This is a genomic window from Dissulfurimicrobium sp., from assembly GCF_049968175.1.
GTDB lineage: Bacteria > Desulfobacterota > Dissulfuribacteria > Dissulfuribacterales > Sh68 > Dissulfurimicrobium > Dissulfurimicrobium hydrothermale.
This window is the reverse complement of record NZ_JBMFRG010000030.1, coordinates 7,014-25,058: the sequence shown is the minus strand read 5'-3', so window position 1 is coordinate 25,058 and position 18,045 is coordinate 7,014. Positions and strand designations below refer to the sequence as shown.

Genomic DNA, 18,045 nt, shown 5'->3' with positions numbered 1-18,045 from the left:
TCGGTTGTTAGAACCTTCACGATGCCCGCCATTCACAAAGACATGCTCGAGCGGAGGCAGGCGGTTCGGGCCATACTGCCGCAATGGAATCAGCGGCGTATCCGAATAGCAAAGGTCGTTGCTGAAACGGATAATTTCTGGCATACAGCGGAAGTGCTCACGCAGGGTGATCCGCTGGGTTCCATACCGAAGTTTTCCGTGATCGAAGAGGCTGCTCTCAATATCGAAGGACGACTTGAACTGGAAATCATAAAGGAAGTCCTCCATCAGGCGATGCACCGGATCGCGGGGCAAACCCACAGCGTCTGGGCTGATCTGCTTGTCATCGCCAACGATCACTATCTTCTTTCCCAGATAGAACAAGGGGAGGGCTTCGAAGCCACATTGCGAAGCCTCGTCAACAATAATCACATCGAACATACCGGGCGCGGGAGACACCGTGTCCCAAACGCGATGGAGCGGCATTACCCAGGCCGGAACCGCCTCGCGGCATTTATTCAAATGTCCTTGCGCTTCACGTCGGTGACGCGGCGCGTGCTTTCCCGTCCCTTTGCCAAGTCTCCGCATGGACTGTTGCCAGGCTTCCATGTGACGGCGATGGTCTTCCTTGAGCCGCGAGAAACAGAACGACCAGGCGTGAAGCGCGGCAAGCTTCGCTATAATGTTGTTGATCTCATCCTCGATTTGTTTGGCGCGTTTGGCAAGCGCTGGAACGTCTTCCTGCCGGATGTAATCCTCGAGCCAGTACCGCGCCTGGGCCCAATGCCAGGCGTCATTGATATGCTGGACTCGCTCCTCCCAATAAGGATCGTTGCAGGTTTGTTCCAAGGATTTTGTGAACTGCGGGAGCAAACGGCGCAAATCTGACAGATCCTCGTCCATTTTCTGAAGGCACTGACGCTCATTTGTCAAATCTTGAATCGTATTCACGCATCGTGCGAACTTTTCCACGTCGCGGCTGTGCACGGCGCTCAGCAAATCGTTTGTCACCGGATGCGTGTCGCCACTGGCAGCCATGAGTGAGATCGTGGTCTCAATACTCTGAATTTCCTCGATGGCGCGCCGCTTGCGGATACGGGCCAATGCAAGGCGACACGAGGAGATAACCCTTTCAATCTGGGATTCGTCGGCCCATACGGGTTCGCCCATGCCTGAACATTGTTTTATCGCTTCTTGGCATTTGGCAATGAGTTCCTCAAGCGCCAGGGCGTTTTTGAGCGCATCGCACAATGACTTGAGGGCGGTCAGTTGGAGAGTGTACGGCCCTTCAACCTTTTCACTTCGCCCATTCCAGAACCCCCACGCCTTCTCGCATTCAATGCGAACGTACAGTGCCTCGGCAAGAGTTGAGAAATGTTCGACCGTGGAGCATGGGCGGCCGCCAATCTTCACGGCCTTGATAACGTATAACCGCTCTTTCACCGGTTTAGGCCGAAACAACCCCCAACCCAGTTTCCCGCCGTTCTCCATGTGCTCTTTCAGTTTCCCGCCGTCTTCATACAAGGATCTGATATCGGTAGTGTCCGGGAATTCGATTCGGGTCTCGTCAGCGACCGCAACGAGTGCTTCGATTGACGCAATAACGTCTCGTGTAACACGGAAAAGCTCATGCCACAGGGACGAATTACCGCCCAGAATATCGCGCAAGGCATCGATCATCCATGAATGCGGCGTTGCGAGGAGTCTCCTGCGAGTGTCACGGAACGTTGAGAAAGCGTTAAGGATCGCCTCGATGGCCAGAGGATTGTTTCGTTCCAAAAGATTGGCGATATGTTCATCGGCCCCGCGAGCCGAGTTTTGCTCTTCTTCAGTCGCGCTGGTTTCATTCCCTACGAGTTTGGCAAATTGCTCAGGGGATGGCAACTCCTCAGGCCATGCAAGGCCCAATTCCTGGCGCTTCTCTGGCGTGAATTGGCGCAAAGCCGAGAGAACGCTTCGCAAAGTGTCTGTGGAGATCTGACACGTCTTGTCTAAAGGAACGGAATCCGCGAACCATTCGTAGTCGGTGCGATCCTGGTTCACAGCTTCAGCGATTCTCGCCGCCGTCCCTCGATAGGCTCCCTCCGCGACGGACTGCGTATGAGTCTCGGACTCCCTGATGTCGCGGAGCCGGCGGTTGACCTTGGCCTTCTCTTCACGGAGATTCTGAAGGCGCTCTTCAAGTCCCGTGCGCTCTCGCCCGGCGCGATCTTCGTTCCACTCCTCATTCTTGCGGAGAATGCCGCCAACGCTGGATTCGAGAGAGCGGCGTTCTCCAAGTCCGCTACCAAGCAGATTGATGCAAAGAGGCCGTAACTCAACAGGCACAAGTCCTTCAAGAACCTGAAGAGCGCGAGGCGTCTTCGCCGTGATCAGCGTTCGCTGTCCTGTGGCAAGCAGATGGCAAATCAGATTGGCGATGGTATGAGATTTCCCAGTGCCGGGCGGCCCTTGGACCAGCACACCGCTTGCCGCTCGAATCTTGTCAACAATCAGGCGCTGCTCATCGTTGGATGGCTTTGGGAAGAAGATTTCACTATCGAACGGGACGTTGGCCTCCTCCGGGCCATCGCCCGTTGCGCGATCGTTATTCGGGCGAATCTCCGCAAGGTCCGCAAATTCACAGGGAACGTCTTCCCCGTTTTCTATCTGCTCCTTGATCCGTTTCAAGGTTTCGGCAAGACCTTTGGCGGAACGTTTTCGCAGAATCAAGGCGGGGGCGTATTCTACGATGGGCTTTGCCGAGGCGCGGATGTTCTTGGCTTCAAGAGCACCCTCATAATCGCCCTGTGAGTTGATCGAATGCACCAGGGCCTGAAGGACGCCTTCGACACAACCCTTTTCCCACGGATCGTCTTCGGCCGCAGCCAGTGACGCCTTTGCGGTTTCCTCCGCGCGCGCCGGTTGCTCCTCGATGTCCAGCATATCGAGTTCAGGGCGCAGCTTGGCACCCTCGGTGTGGGGACGGACGGTGAATTTCCCCAGGCGGGCTTCAAACTCCAGAATGGCGTCGGCGACAACCAAATGACGTCGGGCGCGCTGCCCGGTGGGTGTTTGCCATGTCAGCAATCCCAAACCGAGCACCAGTTCGTATTCCTCGCCGAGCCGGAGCTGTTCTTGATGGATGGCAAAGAGAGAGGAATAGACCTTGTGGACCTTTTCCCATGCATTGTGCTCTTCCGTCCAGGGCAACCATTTGTCTTCGACATAGCGATTCCATGCTTGTTGAACCTCGGGATGATCCTCAAGGCGTTCAGTATGCGGGATGGTTTCCGGCTGATCCGATCCCTCGCGCCAATCAGGATTCTGGATTTGCCGCTGGATTTCCGGGAAGAGTCCGGGCAGGTCGTTCTTGTTGCGGAGCGCCTCTTGGTTCACCCAGTCTTTGCATTGAGCAGGAACAGCAGGCAATTCCGGCTCATGCCGGTTTTGAACTTCCAGCCATTCGTCCGGTTCATGTTCTTCATCGCGCCCCCAAGCCTGTGTGAAGCAACCTCGCTCATTCGGAACCTTCGACACCCAAAGCACTTTCTCGTATTCATCAACGTCGCGGATCAACTTGGTGCGTAATGACGCCAATCGAAGCAGATAATCGACCAATCGAACGGCTTTTTCATTCGAGCTTTGAGTTGAGGAGGGATTCATTCTGTTCCTCCGGTTGGCACCTTACCCGTCACTGGCCTCTGACTTTTCATCCACTGGTCGATTCCATCTCGGTCGAAGCGCCATTGGTTGCCGACCTTGGAAGTCGGAATGTCCCCATCTTGGGCCATGCGGTACAGCTTGGTCCGCCTCATTTTTAAATTCACACAAACCAAATATAGTCGACAGTATCCTGTCTCATTCTCATGCGGGTGCTGCAAAATTGAAGGATACGGGAACGGGCTGGCTTTCGTTTGTTTCAATACGTTCCGCCATAACGCGAAGGGCCAGGGCTTCTGCCTTGGCCATCGCTTCTTTTGCAGTTTTGCCGTAAGCAAGGACACCTGGAAGTCCGGGCACCTCGGCTATCCAGCGGCCGTCTTCCTCTTGTTCATATTCAATATTGTAATCCATTGCAGTAATCTCCAGAGTGGCAGGTGATGTAAACTCAATTATGTTTGAAAATAATAAATCTGGTTGAGACTTTCAAATCAGGCGATAAACCGCCACAGTCAGCCTCTCGTTTTAAACGCTGATATTGTCTTTCAGGATACCAAGGGCCGCCACCTTCTCCTCTGAAAACCTTCTGGTTATAGCCTGTTGCACCTGCTGGGCAGAAGAACCGAACTGGCGGCCTCTTATGTCATATACGGCATTTATGATGGCCTGATCGGAGAGATCGCCTTTGGCCCTGAGGCCTTCAATGGCCTTCTTGAATATCCTGGCGGCCCCGTCAGGCCCATGTTGGACAGATGTACTCCACAGCACCTCTTTAAGTGCGGATGACCTTTCACTCAGGTCGATACCAGTGTTCTGGGCGATTTTTTGAAGCGCTGGGCCGTAGTGGGTGTCTTTGATGAATTGTCGCTGCAGGGCCTCAAAGCCCCCTGGATCTTCCTTTGCGATCCTCTGCCATTCCTGCGGGACCTTGCCTGACTTTCCGCCTGTATCCGGGTTCCCGGCGGCCTTAAGTCTTGCTGCATAGTCAGGGGCGTATTTTTCAAGAAATGAGATGAAACGGTTAAAGGTACCTCGACGGCTTGAAATCTGGTATGTCCCATAGGACGTTCCGCCTGTTTCATCATAACCTATTGTTCCAGGACCTTGATTGCCAGATTCAAATTCAGCCGAAAGCCTTCCTATTTCTCCATGCCCGGTATCTTCCAAGGTGTCGCCATGGATACTGCTTGCAGCGGTGTCATGTGCGGCTGGTACATGGATCGCCTGTGTTTGGAAAGAGATCACCTGCGGCGCCTCTGCAATATCCATAACTGCGCCCTGATCCTGAGCTGTCGGGACCTGGCTGAGTCTAGTAAGCAGAAAGGCCAGAAAGCGCTCCTGTTCAAGTGCTGCCATAACCTTTGCAAGGTTGTCCGACATTGATTCGGCTGGCGCGTTCGGCGGCGCATTGGTCGACGCCGCGTCTTCGGCATGGAAATTTTTACCTGCCTGCATCGTGGCAGTATGGTCATTCGGCATAGCATTTTCTTTTGCGCTGGCCAGGGCAGCGTTAAAGGAATTGACAGCGCCGAACCCATTGAGCTGCATATGGTATCTGTTTTGTGACGCTGTGCCGATTGCAATGGGTGTCTTGAACCTGATAGGGGCGATGCTCATCATCCTGCCTCCATTTCATATATCCGCGGATTTTTTAGTTATCAGATAACTTATGCAATATTCATGCTTAATTTGATATTGGAGGTGTAAGTTTTTTGCCGTATATGATCTTGCCGTCACCTTCGGCATAAAAATTTTCCAAGAAGGCAAGGCGCTTAAAGCCGCATCTTTCATAAAACAGACGGGCTGTTTCATAAGAGGGTTGTGACGAGGTTTCGGCATAGAGCCTTTGGCCTCCTGAGCTGATTATCATGGATTCGACGAGACTGAGGATGACCTTGCCGATGCCAAGGCCCTGCATTTCAGGTTCTACGGCTATCCAGTATAAGTCAAAACTCGCTTTGGTACACGGGATGCGTCCGTAACATGCAAAACCTGCGAGACCTTCAGCGCCGCCGATAGATGTCTCCGCCACGACAAACAGGTAATCGCTTTTGTCTCCGTGTAGAAACAGGCGGTCGTTTACCAGTTCCAGGGCCACGACCACCTCATCGGCCCTGAAGAGGCCTGTGCGATCGAGCAGCGCCTTGATTCCGACCGCGTCCGTTGCGTTTAGATGCGTTCTAAGGTTTATGGGATAAAGGCTGTTCATATCGCATTGCGGCCTCAAGTATCCTCTTGATGACCTCTTCTTTCGAAAGTCCGCCCTCCCTGGCCGCAGCCATGAATCCTGCATTACCGGACAGGCATGGGTTTGCATTTATCTCGAGGATCCAGGGCATCTTGTTTTCATCTACTCTCATGTCGACTCTTGCATAGCCGTTTAGTTCAAAGGCCTTCCAACACGCCTTTGCCAGGGCCTTCAGCTTCTCGAGAAGCGGAAGATCTTCTGGCGTAAAGTCAAATGATCTCACCGTGTTATGATAAGATAGGGCTGATGTGTCCCACTTCGCCTGCCAGTCAAGTATCTTCGGGCGCCCTTTCGGGTGATTGCGGAACACGATTTCCGCCGGAGGCAGACATTCGACACCTCCAGGTCTTTCAAGCATGGATATGTTGAATTCTCGTCCGTGTATGTATCGCTCTACCAGGAACGGTTTAGCGTCAGGCGCCTTCCATCTCGACGACAGCCCTGCCATGAGATCATCCGCGGAGGAAAAGACGGCATCTTCGTCTATGCCGATAGAGGCATCCTTTGCAGCGGGCTTTACGATCCACGGACCCCCGGTTTTTCGACAGCGGACATCATGTCCGCAAGCCAGCAGGTGATCATCTGCGGTCCATTCGCCTGTGCGGCAGACCCGGTAGGGCCGCATATCCTCTGGATATGTCCAAAAATCAGGGGTTGGTATGCCCCTCGCCTGCATTATCTCCTTGGCAATGATCTTGTCAGTGGTAAGCCAGAGACCTCGGGCCGATGATCCGGTAAATGGAAGCCCGATCAGTTCAAGCACCGCTGCGATATTTGGATGGAGTTCATCTTTTCCGCTAACTGATTCAACGAGATTGAAGACTATGTCAGGCCTGAATCTCTCGATGCCATACATAAGATCCTTGAATATCTTAGTTATGGGTAAGGCGGCATATGTTACCCCTAGTACATCGAGGGCCTTACCCACTGTCTGTGCCTGATCCAAGACATCAAGTTCGGACGGATCGCAGTTCCCGTCTACGGCATTATATATTATTGCTACCCGCATAAGGGGAATGGATTCGTTTGAGCGCTGAGGATATGATATTTTCTATCAGCTTGTGATACTCAATACCTTTAAGCCGACAGAGTATAGGAAGGTCTGAATCAACTGGGTGCAGACCGGGAAGCGGGTTCACCTCGAGGAAATGCCATTTCCCATGACCGTCAGCCCTGAGGTCCACCCTTGATACATCCCTGCACCCCAGGGCCGTGTGGGCTGATACGGCAAGCTCTTCAGCCTTCCGCGCATCATCTCCTGGCTCAAGTAGCCTGTATTCTACGAATTTTTTGTAGTTGTCTTTTACGTGGTGGGAATAAAATGCATCTTTTATCCCTGGTTTGAATATGATCTCCATAACGCCTATTGCCTCGGCCTCGTCATCGGTGCCTATTACGCCCACAGTGACTTCGCGTCCAGGGAGATAAGCCTCAACCAGTACGGGTTGGGCATAGGTCTTGAGCATTTCTAGCGCGGCGGACTCGAGTTCGTCATGATCTCTTACAAGGGATCGCGATGATATGCCCTTGCCCGTACCTTCTGCCACAGGCTTTAAGAAAAGCGGAAATGGCAGCGTGACGGTGTTTATGTCGCCGGGCCTTTTGATCACCGTGAAATCAGGGGTGGCAAGGCCGTGGTCGCGCACTATCCGTTTAGCCGTTTCTTTGTCAAGTGTTATGGATGCGGTAAGGGGGTCGCACATGGTGTAGGGTATGGAGAGGCACTCAAGGATAGCAGGCACCTGGGCCTCCCTGCTTCTCCCGTGTGTGCCTTCGGCTATGTTAAATACGAGATCCCAGCGTTTACCGGCGGCCAGCGCCGTTATAAGGTCCAGGCAGTTGCCTATACGGCTTGCCCTGTGTCCAAGCCTTTCTATCGCAGAGGCTATGGCGTCTATAGTCTCGGCTGAGTCGAATTCGGCCGCATCATCGGGCCTCCATCCTCTATCCATGTAGTCTTGCTTGAGGTCGTATGTAAGGCCTAGGTGCATTTATATTGTACCTCCGGCCTTTAGATGCCTGCGTCTGTATCGGTCTCCTTCATCAGCGGGTGGCGGTGATGCAGCATGTCTCTTTGCAGGGTCATTTTCAGGATACGGATTGGGATATCTTATGATCAACCCCTCATAGTTCCTGAATATCACCTCTTCATCATTGGCTGACAAGAGGTAGAAGGGTTGAAGGGGTATCTTACCGCCCCCGCCTGTTGCATCCACCACAAAGGTCGGGATACAGAGGCCGCCTGTATGTCCCCTCATGCCTTCGATAATATTGACGCCAGTCCAGATGCTGGTGCGGAAGTGTTCCGCCCCTTTTACAGGATCGCACTCAAACAGATAATATGGCCTTACCATGATGCGCTGCAATGCATGACATAGTGCCTTTATGATCTCCAATGAATCGTTTACGCCCCTCAGGAGGACGGTCTGGTTCGAGACAGGAATGCCGGTTTTCAACAGTCTGTCGCACGCCAGGGCCGCTTCGGGTGTCACCTCGTTGGGGTGGTTGAACTGGGTGTTGAGCCAAAGGGGGCGGTGGCGGCCGAGCATTGCACAGAGTTCGTCGGTTATGCGCATAGGCAGTACAACGGGTATGCGGGTGCCGATCCTTAGCACCTCGACGTGGGGGATGGCCTCAAGTGCGCCCAGAAACCAGTCGAGCTTGTCCATGTTCATGGTCAAGGGATCTCCACCCGATACAATCACCTCCCTTACCTTTGGTGTAGCAGCGACATAGTCGATCATGCGCTGGAGGTCCTGGTAGCTCCTTTCCGCCTCTGGTTCGTGCCATATGCGTTTTCTGGTACAGTGGCGGCAGTACATGGAACACCTGTTTGTCACGACCGCAAGGACTCGATCGGGGTAGCGGTGCACTAGTCCCGGCACTTGGCTGTCTTCTTCCTCTTCGAGGGGGTCTTCCGTATCGATCTCTTGCATGCAGCTGATCTCTGCACTGGTTCCGTTGTATTCAATCTCTGCAAGGTCAGGGATGCATTGACGGAAGATAGGGTCATTTGGATCGTTCCAGTTTATAAGGGAAAGGTAATAAGGCGTTGCCGAAAAACGATATGTGTCAAGGAGCCTTCTGAATCTATCCAACACCTTTGGTTTGAGGCCAAGAAGGAGGGTGAGGTCTTTCAGGCTGTGAAGTCTGTTTTTGAACTGCCACCGCCAATCATTCCACTGTGCTTGCGTGATGTCAGCCCAGAGACTGGCGAGCGCTGGCGGTATGTTCGACCGGCATGGAGGCGAAGGAGGCTCTTCGTCTTGATGCGAAGGAGGCTCATTGGCGGTGGCTGGTTCGATCGCAGCGCATTCACGAGCGAAGACTGTCGGGGATCTTTTCATATTTTACCTCTTTCAGCGCCTATGCATATGCGCTTATCATAAAATCAAAACAAGGACCAGAAAACAGAGACGATCCTGCCATCTCTGGCATTTGACAGGCAACCTAATTTACGATCAGCGTGACCGTGTGTATCTTTCCAGTATCGGTTTCTTTCAATTGAAGACGGAGTTGTCTTGCCCCACTCGCCTCGGCGGGGAAGAACATGAAGCCTCTCGCCAGATTTTCTGGCTCGACAGGTCTGTTTTTGAGTTGCTTCCTGGCAAGGTCGTTCGATATCTTCTCAGAGACCTCGTCGGTGTTGAGGCCCTGGGCCCCGCCTACCAGTGCGCCGCCTGCCGCCCCTGCGCCTGCGCCTTTAAGTATATCTTTTCCGATGTCTCTGCCCGAGAGTATGCCGACAGCGGCCCCTACCAGTGCGCCGCCCGCTGCGCCAAGGGCCGCCCCTGCGCCGGAAGACTTTGCGATATTTGTAAATTCTGAGCTTTTTTCAAGGCGTTCATATGCCTGTATGTTGTCGAGGATATTCCACATCCTGCCGTTTGAATCGATCAGAAAGGTTTGGGCCGGGACTACTTCAAGCCCATGGGTCCCTTCATTGTCGATTACGATCTGTACAGGCAGGACGCCTGCGCCAAGGATGTCGAAGCCAAATGCGCTTTTTGCCCTGTTTTTATCGGCGAAGGCCTCTACCGCAACCTTCGCCCCTGCGATGTCTTGTGAGAAATTATAAGACGTCGGGTAACGGAATGACACCTCCTGGCTCTTGTAGGCGGTGCTGCACGATGCAAGGAAGATGGTTGCGATCAACGTTGCAAGGATTGAAGAGGCCGGTTTGAAGGGCGTCTTTTTGTTCATGACATCACCTCTAGATTTGATCCTTACCGATCATTTTTATAGCGGATTATGATTATTTAAAATCCAAAGTCAAGCCCTGAAGCCGACCGTTTTTTGCTTGATGCAAATCCGAATGCAGTTTGTTGGTTTTGTTTTATAATATTGACACAATTTTGTCATTTTTCTGTAACAATCAATGGATAGCCTTTATTATAAATAAATAGTTAGGCAAATATTCTAAAGGAGGTTTGAAATGAAAATGACAACAGGGTCTTTGAGGTTGTATGTCCGACGACTGGCATCCATTAGTTTTTTGATGGTGTTTTTGCCTTTCGTGGCCGGTTTTTCACAGTGCCTTGCAGAAACCATAACCGGTGCAGGGGCAACTTTCCCCTATCCGATCTATTCAAAGTGGGCGGCTGCATACCAAAAGGTCTCGGGTGTTAAGCTCAACTATCAATCCATCGGTTCAGGCGGCGGCATTCAACAGATAAAGGCAAGGACTGTGGACTTCGGGGCATCCGACGCCCCTCTTGAGCCGCAGGAGTTGGAGGCAGCTGGTCTTGTTCAGTTTCCAATGGTGATGGGTGGGATAGTGCCGGTCGTAAATCTCAAGGGGGTTAAGGCCAATGAGATCAAACTCGACGGGGAGACCCTTGCAAAGATATATCTGGGTGAGATAAAGACATGGAACGACCCCAGGATAAAGGCCTTGAATCCGACAGTGAATCTCCCTTCGACCGCAATAACTGTTGTCCATAGGGCGGACGGCTCCGGCACCACCTGGATATTCACCCATTATCTTGCGGCGGTAAGCCCTGAGTGGGGCAAGGCGGTCGGTGCCGACAAGGCGGTCAACTGGCCGGTCGGGCTCGGCGGTAAAGGTAATGAGGGTGTGGCTTCTTATGTAAAAAGGGTAAATGGTGCCATTGGCTATGTGGAGTATGCCTATGCCCTTCAGAACAGGCTCATAACAGTGAGCCTTAAAAACAGGGACGGACATTTTGTGGTCGCCGACGATCAGACCTTCCGTGCGGCTGCGGCAAGCGCGGACTGGAAACATGCCCCTGTAGGGATGAAGGTCGTGCTGGTGAATGGGCCAGGGGCTGGGTCATGGCCTATTACGGGGGCGACATTCATTTTGATGTATAAAGATCAACCCAATCCTGTAAAGGCACGGTCTGTCTTGAAGTTTTTTGACTGGTGCTACAAGAACGGCGGTGATATGGCGAAGGAGCTCATATATATCCCTATGCCCGATGAGGCGGTGAAGATGGTGGAGGATATGTGGACTAAAGAGATAAGGTCCGGCGGCAAGGCCGTCTGGCCGGCGAACTGATCCCTTCGTGGGGAATGGAGCGGTTGGTCTCCTTTCCCCCTGTCTAATTTATCGGCTATGGTTAAACAACGTATACTTTTGGTCGAGGATGAAAAAGACATAGCGGATCTCATAAGATTTAATCTGGATCAGGCAGGGTTTGAGTCCATGGTGCTCCCGGAGGGACGCCATGCCTTGTCTTACGTGAGGCAGTTTAGGCCCGACCTGATCCTTCTCGACCTCATGCTTCCAGATGTGGATGGGCTTGATGTGTGTAAACGCATCAAGCGGGATCCGAAGCTTTCACATATTCCTATCCTCATGGTGACGGCCAGGGGCTCTGAAACAGACAGGATCGTCGGCCTCGAGCTCGGGGCGGATGATTACATCGTAAAACCCTTCAGTCCAAGGGAGCTGATCCTCCGCATAAAGGCTGTAATCGCCAGGACCTATCCGCAGGAGGACAGATCCGTGGATATACTCAAGGCCGGGGGTATAGAGATGGATCTAGGGAGATATGCCGTCAAGGCTGGCGGAGAGGCTGTAGATCTGACCGCAACAGAGTTCAGGCTTCTTAAGGAGCTTATCTCGACCCCTGGCAACGTAAAGAGCCGCGAGACGCTCCTCGACAGGGTATGGGGTTATTCCTTCGATGGATACGCAAGGACCGTCGATACCCACATACGAAGGCTCAGAAAAAAGCTCGGTGCCTTGAGCGGCTGCATAGAGACCGTAAGGGGCATGGGCTATCGCTTCAACGAAAGGGCCTGAAATTGCGTGCCCTCTTAGTTCTTGCAGCCGCGTTGCTTACAGCCGTTTTCATCCTTAGATACGTATTTGCAAGGCCTTGGAGTGGGTTTCGAAAGGCCTGTGCGCCCCCTTCAGACCTGCTGCAGGCCCTATTTGAAAAGGGTCTCTTAAGCCGGGAGAAGGTCGGAGACGATGTGCCCGGCGTCGTTGAGGCGCTTGCCGGTGTTGTCATTGAGCAAGATGCGAAGATAAAAGCCCTTAATGCAATCATTTATGACATCAATGAAGGCGTCTTGCTGACAGACGGACGGGGTGGAATTAGTCTTGTAAACAATGCGCTCTTGAAGATGCTAAATCAGTCCGATGCCCATCCTGATGATTGGATAGGCCGGGACATTCAGGGGCTTGTAAGGGCGCCGCAGATTATCAGGGCCCTGAAGGATGTTGACACCTGTCTCGAACAGACCGGAAACATCAGGATAGTACAAAATAACAAGGAGATGGATGTAACCGTCAGGAGGCTTGACAGTTCTGATGGTGGCGGGTGCCTCATGATTTTTAATGATGTCTCAGGGCTTGTCCGCTCGGAGCAGGTGGCAAAGGATCTGGTCGCCAATGTGGCGCATCAGTTGAGGACGCCGCTTACCTCTATCAAGGGATATGCCGAGACACTTCTCGACCAAGGGTCGCTTGACCCAGAGATGTCCAGGCGGTTTTTGACGATCATACTCAAGAATTCGGACAGGCTCGCCGGTATTGTCCGTAATATACTGACGCTGGCCCAGCTTGAAAGCGCGGGCTGTCTGAAAGGTGCCGAAAAGTTGTCGTTCAAGGAGGTGGTACTCAAGGCTGTTGATGCGATGTCGCCGTTTTCGGAGGAGAAGGGGATAAGACTTGATATAAGGGTGCCTGAGAAGGATGTCCTGATTGTTGCCTCCCCCTCGGCTATTGAACAGGCGGTCGTCAATCTTATTGACAATGCAGTAAAGTATTCCAGTGAAGGATCGGGCGTGGCGGTCGTCATGGAAGTGCAGGGGGCAGAGGCCGTCTTGTCCGTATCGGACGAAGGGCCGGGCATACCGACTGATGCCCTTGATAAGGTGTTTGAGCGGTTCTACAGGCTTGGAAACGACAAGACCGGAGGTGCCGGCCTTGGGCTTTCGATAGTCAGGCAGGTGGCCCAGATCCATAATGGCAGAACGTGGGTGGAAGGCCGACTCGGCCATGGATCGACATTCTATCTTGCCGTCCCTGTTTCTCTACCAGACCCCCCTTAGGCCGAATTCTTTTCTGATTTGGTCTACCCTCCTTTCAAGGTCTATCCGCCATTCGGCATGTATCCTTGCGGCAGGAGGGGCAATAAGCTCAGGCAGTCCGTAGACGAGCCGGTCGGCAGCATGGCTCGATTCTATCACCGCCTCAATGGATCGTGCGCCGAATTTGTATCTGGCTATGAGGAGCCGCAGCAAGAGTCCGGAGGTCTTGCGGGCGGCCTTCGGCCAGTGGTTGTCCATCTGGTGCGCTATTATAAAGGCCCTCTTGAGCAGGATCATCCGCAGGGTTTCAAGGTCCTCGCCAGACGTCGAATCTCTTAGTAGTTCCTCAGGGATCTTTATACCCTCTATGTCCAAGACCACCCTGAGCCTGCTCATGAAATCAGGGATTTTGAGGGCTTTGACCATCCTGTCTATTTGATCGCTGGGTTGTTGCAGGAGTGCGGTCATGTCATCCCATGACTCTTTTACCCCGCCTGCAAAGACGAATATCGACCGGCCTATGTGCCTGGGAATGCCGTTTACGTATGTGACGCCGTCTTGCATGGACGGTAGAAAATATCTCAGATATCCGAATTCAAACCCGTCATAGCGGCAGTCGAATTCGTCCCAAAAGGTGATCGGGATCCTTCCCTTTGCTACAGAGGCCCTGACAAGATCGATGGCTGAATTTATCTCTTCAGGACCTGAAAACTGCGTCAGATTGAATTGAAAGAATTCAAACGGGTTTCTGTCGAACCTTTTTGAGATGACCCTTGCAACCTCTTCCACGGCAAATGATTTACCTGAGCCCGGTGGACCGAATACCCCTACGCATAAAGGGCGCTTGACATGTTCCTTTGTAACATAGCTGTCCATCACCCTTTGAAGGGCCATGACCGGTTCGATCTCGACCGGGTCCGTTGTTCGGAGGGCGCCTACCTGGAAGAGGCGCAGATATTTGAAGCCGGCCTTGCGGTTTACTTCTTCCTTTAGGTGTTTCAGCACCGAGAGTATAACACCTATATACCCCAGGTCTCTTGCGGTTGCTGCTGGGCCGGTTGTTTCACACTGATTGGCCGGTGTATTGGCCCTGAAAAACGACCTTATGGCCTGTTTTCTGTCTTTGCACCATGACTGGCTGGAGACGATTTCCAGCATGTGTTCAAGATGTGGGGTGAAGGGTGGCAGTACAAAGAAACATGGGTCATCGTATGTATTCAGGAATGAGCATGGGACCCCGGTAGGATATGTTGATGAAAAGTCGAGATTCGGGAATTCCAAGCCGTCGGTGAAGTAATATCCATGCTGGTGGAGCTGATGCCAGTTCAGGAGGACGCGTTTTGATAAATCAAAAAAGTAGTTGCTGTCGAGCGGTATCCCGCCTATACGCAGACAGTCTATCGAAAGCATGGCGGGAAGAAGTGTATCATAGCATGGCACCGAACCATATGTATTGCGTGATCCAACCCCTGGAAGGGCCCCCTCCCAATGCCTGAACATGGCCGTTTCAGGGCCGATGTAAAGTATGCCGTCAGGAAACATCTCAACCATTATGTGGCATTTGAAGCGGTTCGATCTCTCATCCCAAAGCCCCACCTCTGGGCTCTTTAGCGCCCTTACGGCCATTGCCACAGTGGATTCCCATAGGATTGAGCTGTCCATCTCCATTCGCGTGGTTTCGAGATCGGAAAGTCTGCATATCAATATGAAATTTTCCTTAAAAGATTCCACCCAGCCTTGCCAGTGGGCCGCGCTTATGCCGAGGGCTATCGCCCATGCCCCTGGGTTGAGTTCTTTTATTTCTCCTGCAAGTCTCGGCGGATTTCCCCCGTCGTCAATGATCACTATGCCGTTGTTTGCCTCCAGTGCCGATTTGTTGTCGTTTGTTATTTCAATATGGTCAGGTTCGGTACTTCTTCCCCCGGGAGGGAGTATTTGTTGGACCATGAACCAGCCGTGATCGTTTTCGACAGGGCCTTGGCTGCTGCGTTTTTTGAATATCTGAAAGACGTCTCTTCGTACGCCGTAATTAAGGGTGCTAATCCTCGGATTTAGCCCCGATGCGGTCAGGTAGGAGGAGAGCCAGGTGAGGCACTGCTCAAGACGTCCCTCTTCAATCGTGACCTTGCCCGCCATCAGTTCTATGAAGTCGCCTGGGTCATAGCCGTAGGCCGGTAGACTCCCCTGGGCGATAAGGTTCACCTCTTTTATGGGCATATTTGTTATCGTCACCCTGGAGCCCATGAGCAATATCTTCTTTTTTTTCCAATCAGGCATTTCAACAACTCCTTAAAAAATAATGGCAGGTTAAATACATGGTACGGTAATGGCGCGTTCCTTTCTTTCTGATCTAGTGTGTCTAGGTCGCAAATGGTGGTAAACATGAACATTTACGAGATCTGTCATAAGGACGGAGATGAACAAATATCCCCATATCAGGACGGTTTCCGGCCAGGTGATGGGCATGATGAGCCCAAAGCCGTAGGCGGCCAGCAGGGTGCTCCAACTTGGTGATAACCGCCGACCAGACCATGATGGGGGCGGACCAGGGCCGTTTCCAGAAATGGTCCTTGGTGCGCGCCGCAAATAGCACCAGGTGACCAGCCACTGCCATCTTGAGGAAGACGTAGGTCTGTATCTGCGACACGCCCAGTTTGAGCCAGTCCATGGCCGATCGGTAGCATCCCGAAGCTTCCTATTACGCCAACGAACCCCATTGCGGTTGTCACAGTGATGACCTGGCGCATGTCCCAGCGCACGGGGCGCTGTTCAAGACCAGTGCGGTCATAGGCGATGGTCATGATGGGCACGTCGTTGAAGAACGCCAGCAGGATGATCATGACGGCGGTGATCGGATAGAAGTCGAAGAACATCATCGCCAGCACCACAAAGAACATGATGCGGTCTGGCCGAACCTGGTATTCTTGCCGGTGGCTGTGACCTCGGCCACCACCTTGCCCTGTTTGACCACAGCGCCCGAGAAGGCCGCGTCACCGGCGCGTTTGGTCACCGGCAGGGATTCGCCGGTCAGGGCCGATTGATCCACGCTCAGATAATCCCCCTCCGTCAATTTGACGTCAGCCGGGATCACATCTCCCAAACGGATGCGGATGATGTCGCCTGGCGCCAACGGCTTGGCGTCGATCTCCTGCCACCGACCATCGCACAACACCTTGGCGCGCGTGGCGGGCTGTTTCTTCAGCGCCTCCACCGCATTGCCGGCCGTGTATTCCTGCCAGAAGCCTACCGCCGCATTGAAGATGAGCAGGGCGGTGACGATCCAGAAATCCGCCCAGTGCCTGACGATGGCCGAGAGCAGGGCCGCCGCCTCGATTATCCATGGGATCGGCCCCCAGAAGTAGCCGAGCAGCTGGCGCAGGATGGAGATTTTTTTCTCCTCCAAGGCATTTAGACCGTATTGCTGCAATCGACGGGCCGCTTCGTCGGAGCTCAGTCCATGATGTAGGGCCTCATGTGGTTTTGTTGACGAGGTCTCAACCATCAGCGCACCTCCTTGACGGGATGGTCTGGTCCGTTATCTTGCTCGGGAAGCTTTTTACGTGCCGATCCTTAAGAAGGATTCAGACAGGCGATAGCCTATCGCCTGTCTGAATTATATCATAAAAAAATAAAATAAAAATGAATGTGGCCTAGAATTTGAGCGTCACTATGGCGTCCAGCATCAATCTGTCGCGTATCAGGCCATCCTCTTTGCTTGTGAGTGGGATTTCATAGGCTGCACCGAAGTCCAGCCAGTTTGTAACCCTGAACCTTGAGCCGAAGGCGAGGGTGACGAGATTCCTGTGGTCGTCATTGTACCTGCCGCCGAGGTCGACAATGTCGCATCCATTGAATTTGGCGACGCTTGCGACTACATCGTCTTCCTTGCTTGTGCCGAGCGTTGCGCTTAACGCCCTTTCGACCCCGAGCTTATTTATGGCGTTCCTGATCCATGGATCCCTGTCGCCGCTGTCTATGACATAGAAATGATTGAGTTCAACAAGGGGTCTGAACCAGTCTGTAACCGCATAATCAAGGTGCCACGAATCATAAAACAAGGTGTTTTCTTGGTTTCTGTCAACCGGCACTACAAGGCCGAGCGCCCCTGAGAATTGCAGCCTGTCGATCCCCTTCAAGAACAAGATGGATGGATTGAAGTTGCCGTCGCCGTTTCCCTGATAGACTTGATCGCTACCGCTTGCCATTTCATAAACAAGCCTGGCGGTCATGATAAAGTTGTCTTGTGGGTGATACAAAAATGAATATTGGAGCCCTGCGGCTATATCGGTCCAGCCGTTGTGATCATTTAGGGTATTGTTGGGCCTGCAGTCTATATAGCCGTCCTTCACTGCAACAAGCGAGAGTCTATCGTTAAAGGCGTAACTCGCCTGAATTGCGAAGCCGTTTATGTGGCCGCCAAGCGGGACCTTGCCTATTATGGTATCGACCTTTTGGGGGAGCCTTTGAAAGAGATAAAGAGGTCTTATCATGGTGACGTTTCTTGCGTCTCCTAGATATATAGGGTTGGACACCGGCATGATAAATCTGTCAAAATCATCGTTGCAAATGCCGAAACTAGGATAAAAGATACCCATAGCCATGATGAGCATTACAATCCCAATCTTTAATAAACCAAGACTTTTCATAGATACCCTCCCTTTTGTTTTTTT

General features: G+C 52.6%; 16 protein-coding genes. 3 read left to right on the top strand and 13 right to left on the bottom strand.

What is annotated here, in order from left to right; translation table 11 throughout:
* The 9 genes from ACP5SG_RS05450 to ACP5SG_RS05410 form a co-directional block, all read right to left on the bottom strand.
* A partial coding sequence (locus ACP5SG_RS05450; protein ID WP_428122706.1) for an AAA domain-containing protein occupies nucleotides 1-3,624 on the bottom strand: 3,624 nt, incomplete at its 3' end.
* The gene (locus ACP5SG_RS05445; RefSeq protein ID WP_424661686.1) at nucleotides 3,621-3,788 is read right to left on the bottom strand and encodes a helix-turn-helix domain-containing protein; all 168 of its coding nucleotides are present in this window, start codon (nucleotides 3,786-3,788) and stop codon (nucleotides 3,621-3,623) included. The genes ACP5SG_RS05450 and ACP5SG_RS05445, both read right to left, overlap by 4 nt.
* Before the next feature lie 37 nt (nucleotides 3,789-3,825).
* The gene (locus ACP5SG_RS05440; RefSeq protein WP_237888858.1) at nucleotides 3,826-4,035 is read right to left on the bottom strand and encodes a type II toxin-antitoxin system HicB family antitoxin; all 210 of its coding nucleotides are present in this window, start codon (nucleotides 4,033-4,035) and stop codon (nucleotides 3,826-3,828) included.
* 111 nt (nucleotides 4,036-4,146) lie between these two features.
* Nucleotides 4,147-5,241 (bottom strand): hypothetical protein, encoded by a 1,095-nt coding sequence (locus tag ACP5SG_RS05435; protein WP_424661683.1) that lies wholly within the window; start codon nucleotides 5,239-5,241, stop codon nucleotides 4,147-4,149.
* A gap of 64 nt (nucleotides 5,242-5,305) precedes the next feature.
* Nucleotides 5,306-5,830 carry a GNAT family N-acetyltransferase gene (locus ACP5SG_RS05430; RefSeq protein ID WP_237888856.1) on the bottom strand — a complete coding sequence of 175 codons (525 nt, stop codon included), beginning with the start codon at nucleotides 5,828-5,830 and terminating at the stop codon, nucleotides 5,306-5,308.
* Nucleotides 5,802-6,878, bottom strand: a complete 1,077-nt coding sequence (locus ACP5SG_RS05425) for a D-alanine--D-alanine ligase family protein (RefSeq protein ID WP_237888855.1) — start codon at nucleotides 6,876-6,878, stop codon at nucleotides 5,802-5,804. Before ACP5SG_RS05425 ends, ACP5SG_RS05430 begins: the two co-directional genes overlap by 29 nt.
* The gene (locus ACP5SG_RS05420) at nucleotides 6,856-7,860 is read right to left on the bottom strand and encodes a D-alanine--D-alanine ligase family protein (RefSeq protein ID WP_237888854.1); all 1,005 of its coding nucleotides are present in this window, start codon (nucleotides 7,858-7,860) and stop codon (nucleotides 6,856-6,858) included. Before ACP5SG_RS05420 ends, ACP5SG_RS05425 begins: the two co-directional genes overlap by 23 nt.
* Complete coding sequence (locus tag ACP5SG_RS05415) at nucleotides 7,861-9,216, bottom strand: KamA family radical SAM protein (protein WP_237888853.1); 1,356 nt, start codon at nucleotides 9,214-9,216, stop codon at nucleotides 7,861-7,863.
* Nucleotides 9,217-9,319: 103 nt separating this feature from the next.
* Complete coding sequence (locus ACP5SG_RS05410) at nucleotides 9,320-10,072, bottom strand: hypothetical protein (RefSeq protein WP_237888852.1); 753 nt, start codon at nucleotides 10,070-10,072, stop codon at nucleotides 9,320-9,322.
* A 232-nt stretch (nucleotides 10,073-10,304) separates the two neighbouring features.
* On the opposite strand from ACP5SG_RS05410, the gene pstS reads away from it, so the two are divergent.
* From pstS to ACP5SG_RS05395, 3 genes are read left to right on the top strand one after another with little or no spacing between them, the layout of a single operon-like run.
* Nucleotides 10,305-11,390 (top strand): phosphate ABC transporter substrate-binding protein PstS, encoded by a 1,086-nt coding sequence (pstS, locus tag ACP5SG_RS05405; RefSeq protein WP_424661681.1) that lies wholly within the window; start codon nucleotides 10,305-10,307, stop codon nucleotides 11,388-11,390.
* Between the two features lie 57 nt (nucleotides 11,391-11,447).
* On the top strand, nucleotides 11,448-12,140 hold the full coding sequence (locus ACP5SG_RS05400; RefSeq protein WP_237888851.1) for a response regulator: 693 nt from the start codon (nucleotides 11,448-11,450) through the stop codon (nucleotides 12,138-12,140).
* Nucleotides 12,141-12,142: 2 nt separating this feature from the next.
* Nucleotides 12,143-13,396, top strand: a complete 1,254-nt coding sequence (locus ACP5SG_RS05395) for an ATP-binding protein (protein ID WP_428122695.1) — start codon at nucleotides 12,143-12,145, stop codon at nucleotides 13,394-13,396.
* Here the strand turns inward: ACP5SG_RS05395 and ACP5SG_RS05390 are convergent.
* The 4 genes from ACP5SG_RS05390 to ACP5SG_RS05375 all read right to left on the bottom strand — a co-directional run bounded on the left by ACP5SG_RS05390 (nucleotide 13,379) and on the right by ACP5SG_RS05375 (nucleotide 18,021).
* Entirely contained in the window at nucleotides 13,379-15,652 is a 2,274-nt protein-coding gene (locus ACP5SG_RS05390; RefSeq protein WP_428122692.1) for an ATPase, read from the bottom strand. The genes ACP5SG_RS05395 and ACP5SG_RS05390 overlap by 18 nt on opposite strands.
* A 158-nt stretch (nucleotides 15,653-15,810) precedes the next feature.
* The gene (locus tag ACP5SG_RS05385) at nucleotides 15,811-16,176 is read right to left on the bottom strand and encodes a hypothetical protein (protein ID WP_330873305.1); all 366 of its coding nucleotides are present in this window, start codon (nucleotides 16,174-16,176) and stop codon (nucleotides 15,811-15,813) included.
* A 71-nt stretch (nucleotides 16,177-16,247) separates the two neighbouring features.
* Nucleotides 16,248-16,877: an HAD-IC family P-type ATPase gene (locus ACP5SG_RS05380; RefSeq protein ID WP_428122687.1), complete on the bottom strand. Its 630-nt coding sequence runs from the start codon at nucleotides 16,875-16,877 to the stop codon at nucleotides 16,248-16,250.
* Nucleotides 16,878-17,025: 148 nt separating this feature from the next.
* Complete coding sequence (locus tag ACP5SG_RS05375) at nucleotides 17,026-18,021, bottom strand: hypothetical protein (protein WP_428122684.1); 996 nt, start codon at nucleotides 18,019-18,021, stop codon at nucleotides 17,026-17,028.
* Nucleotides 18,022-18,045 lie beyond the last annotated feature (24 nt).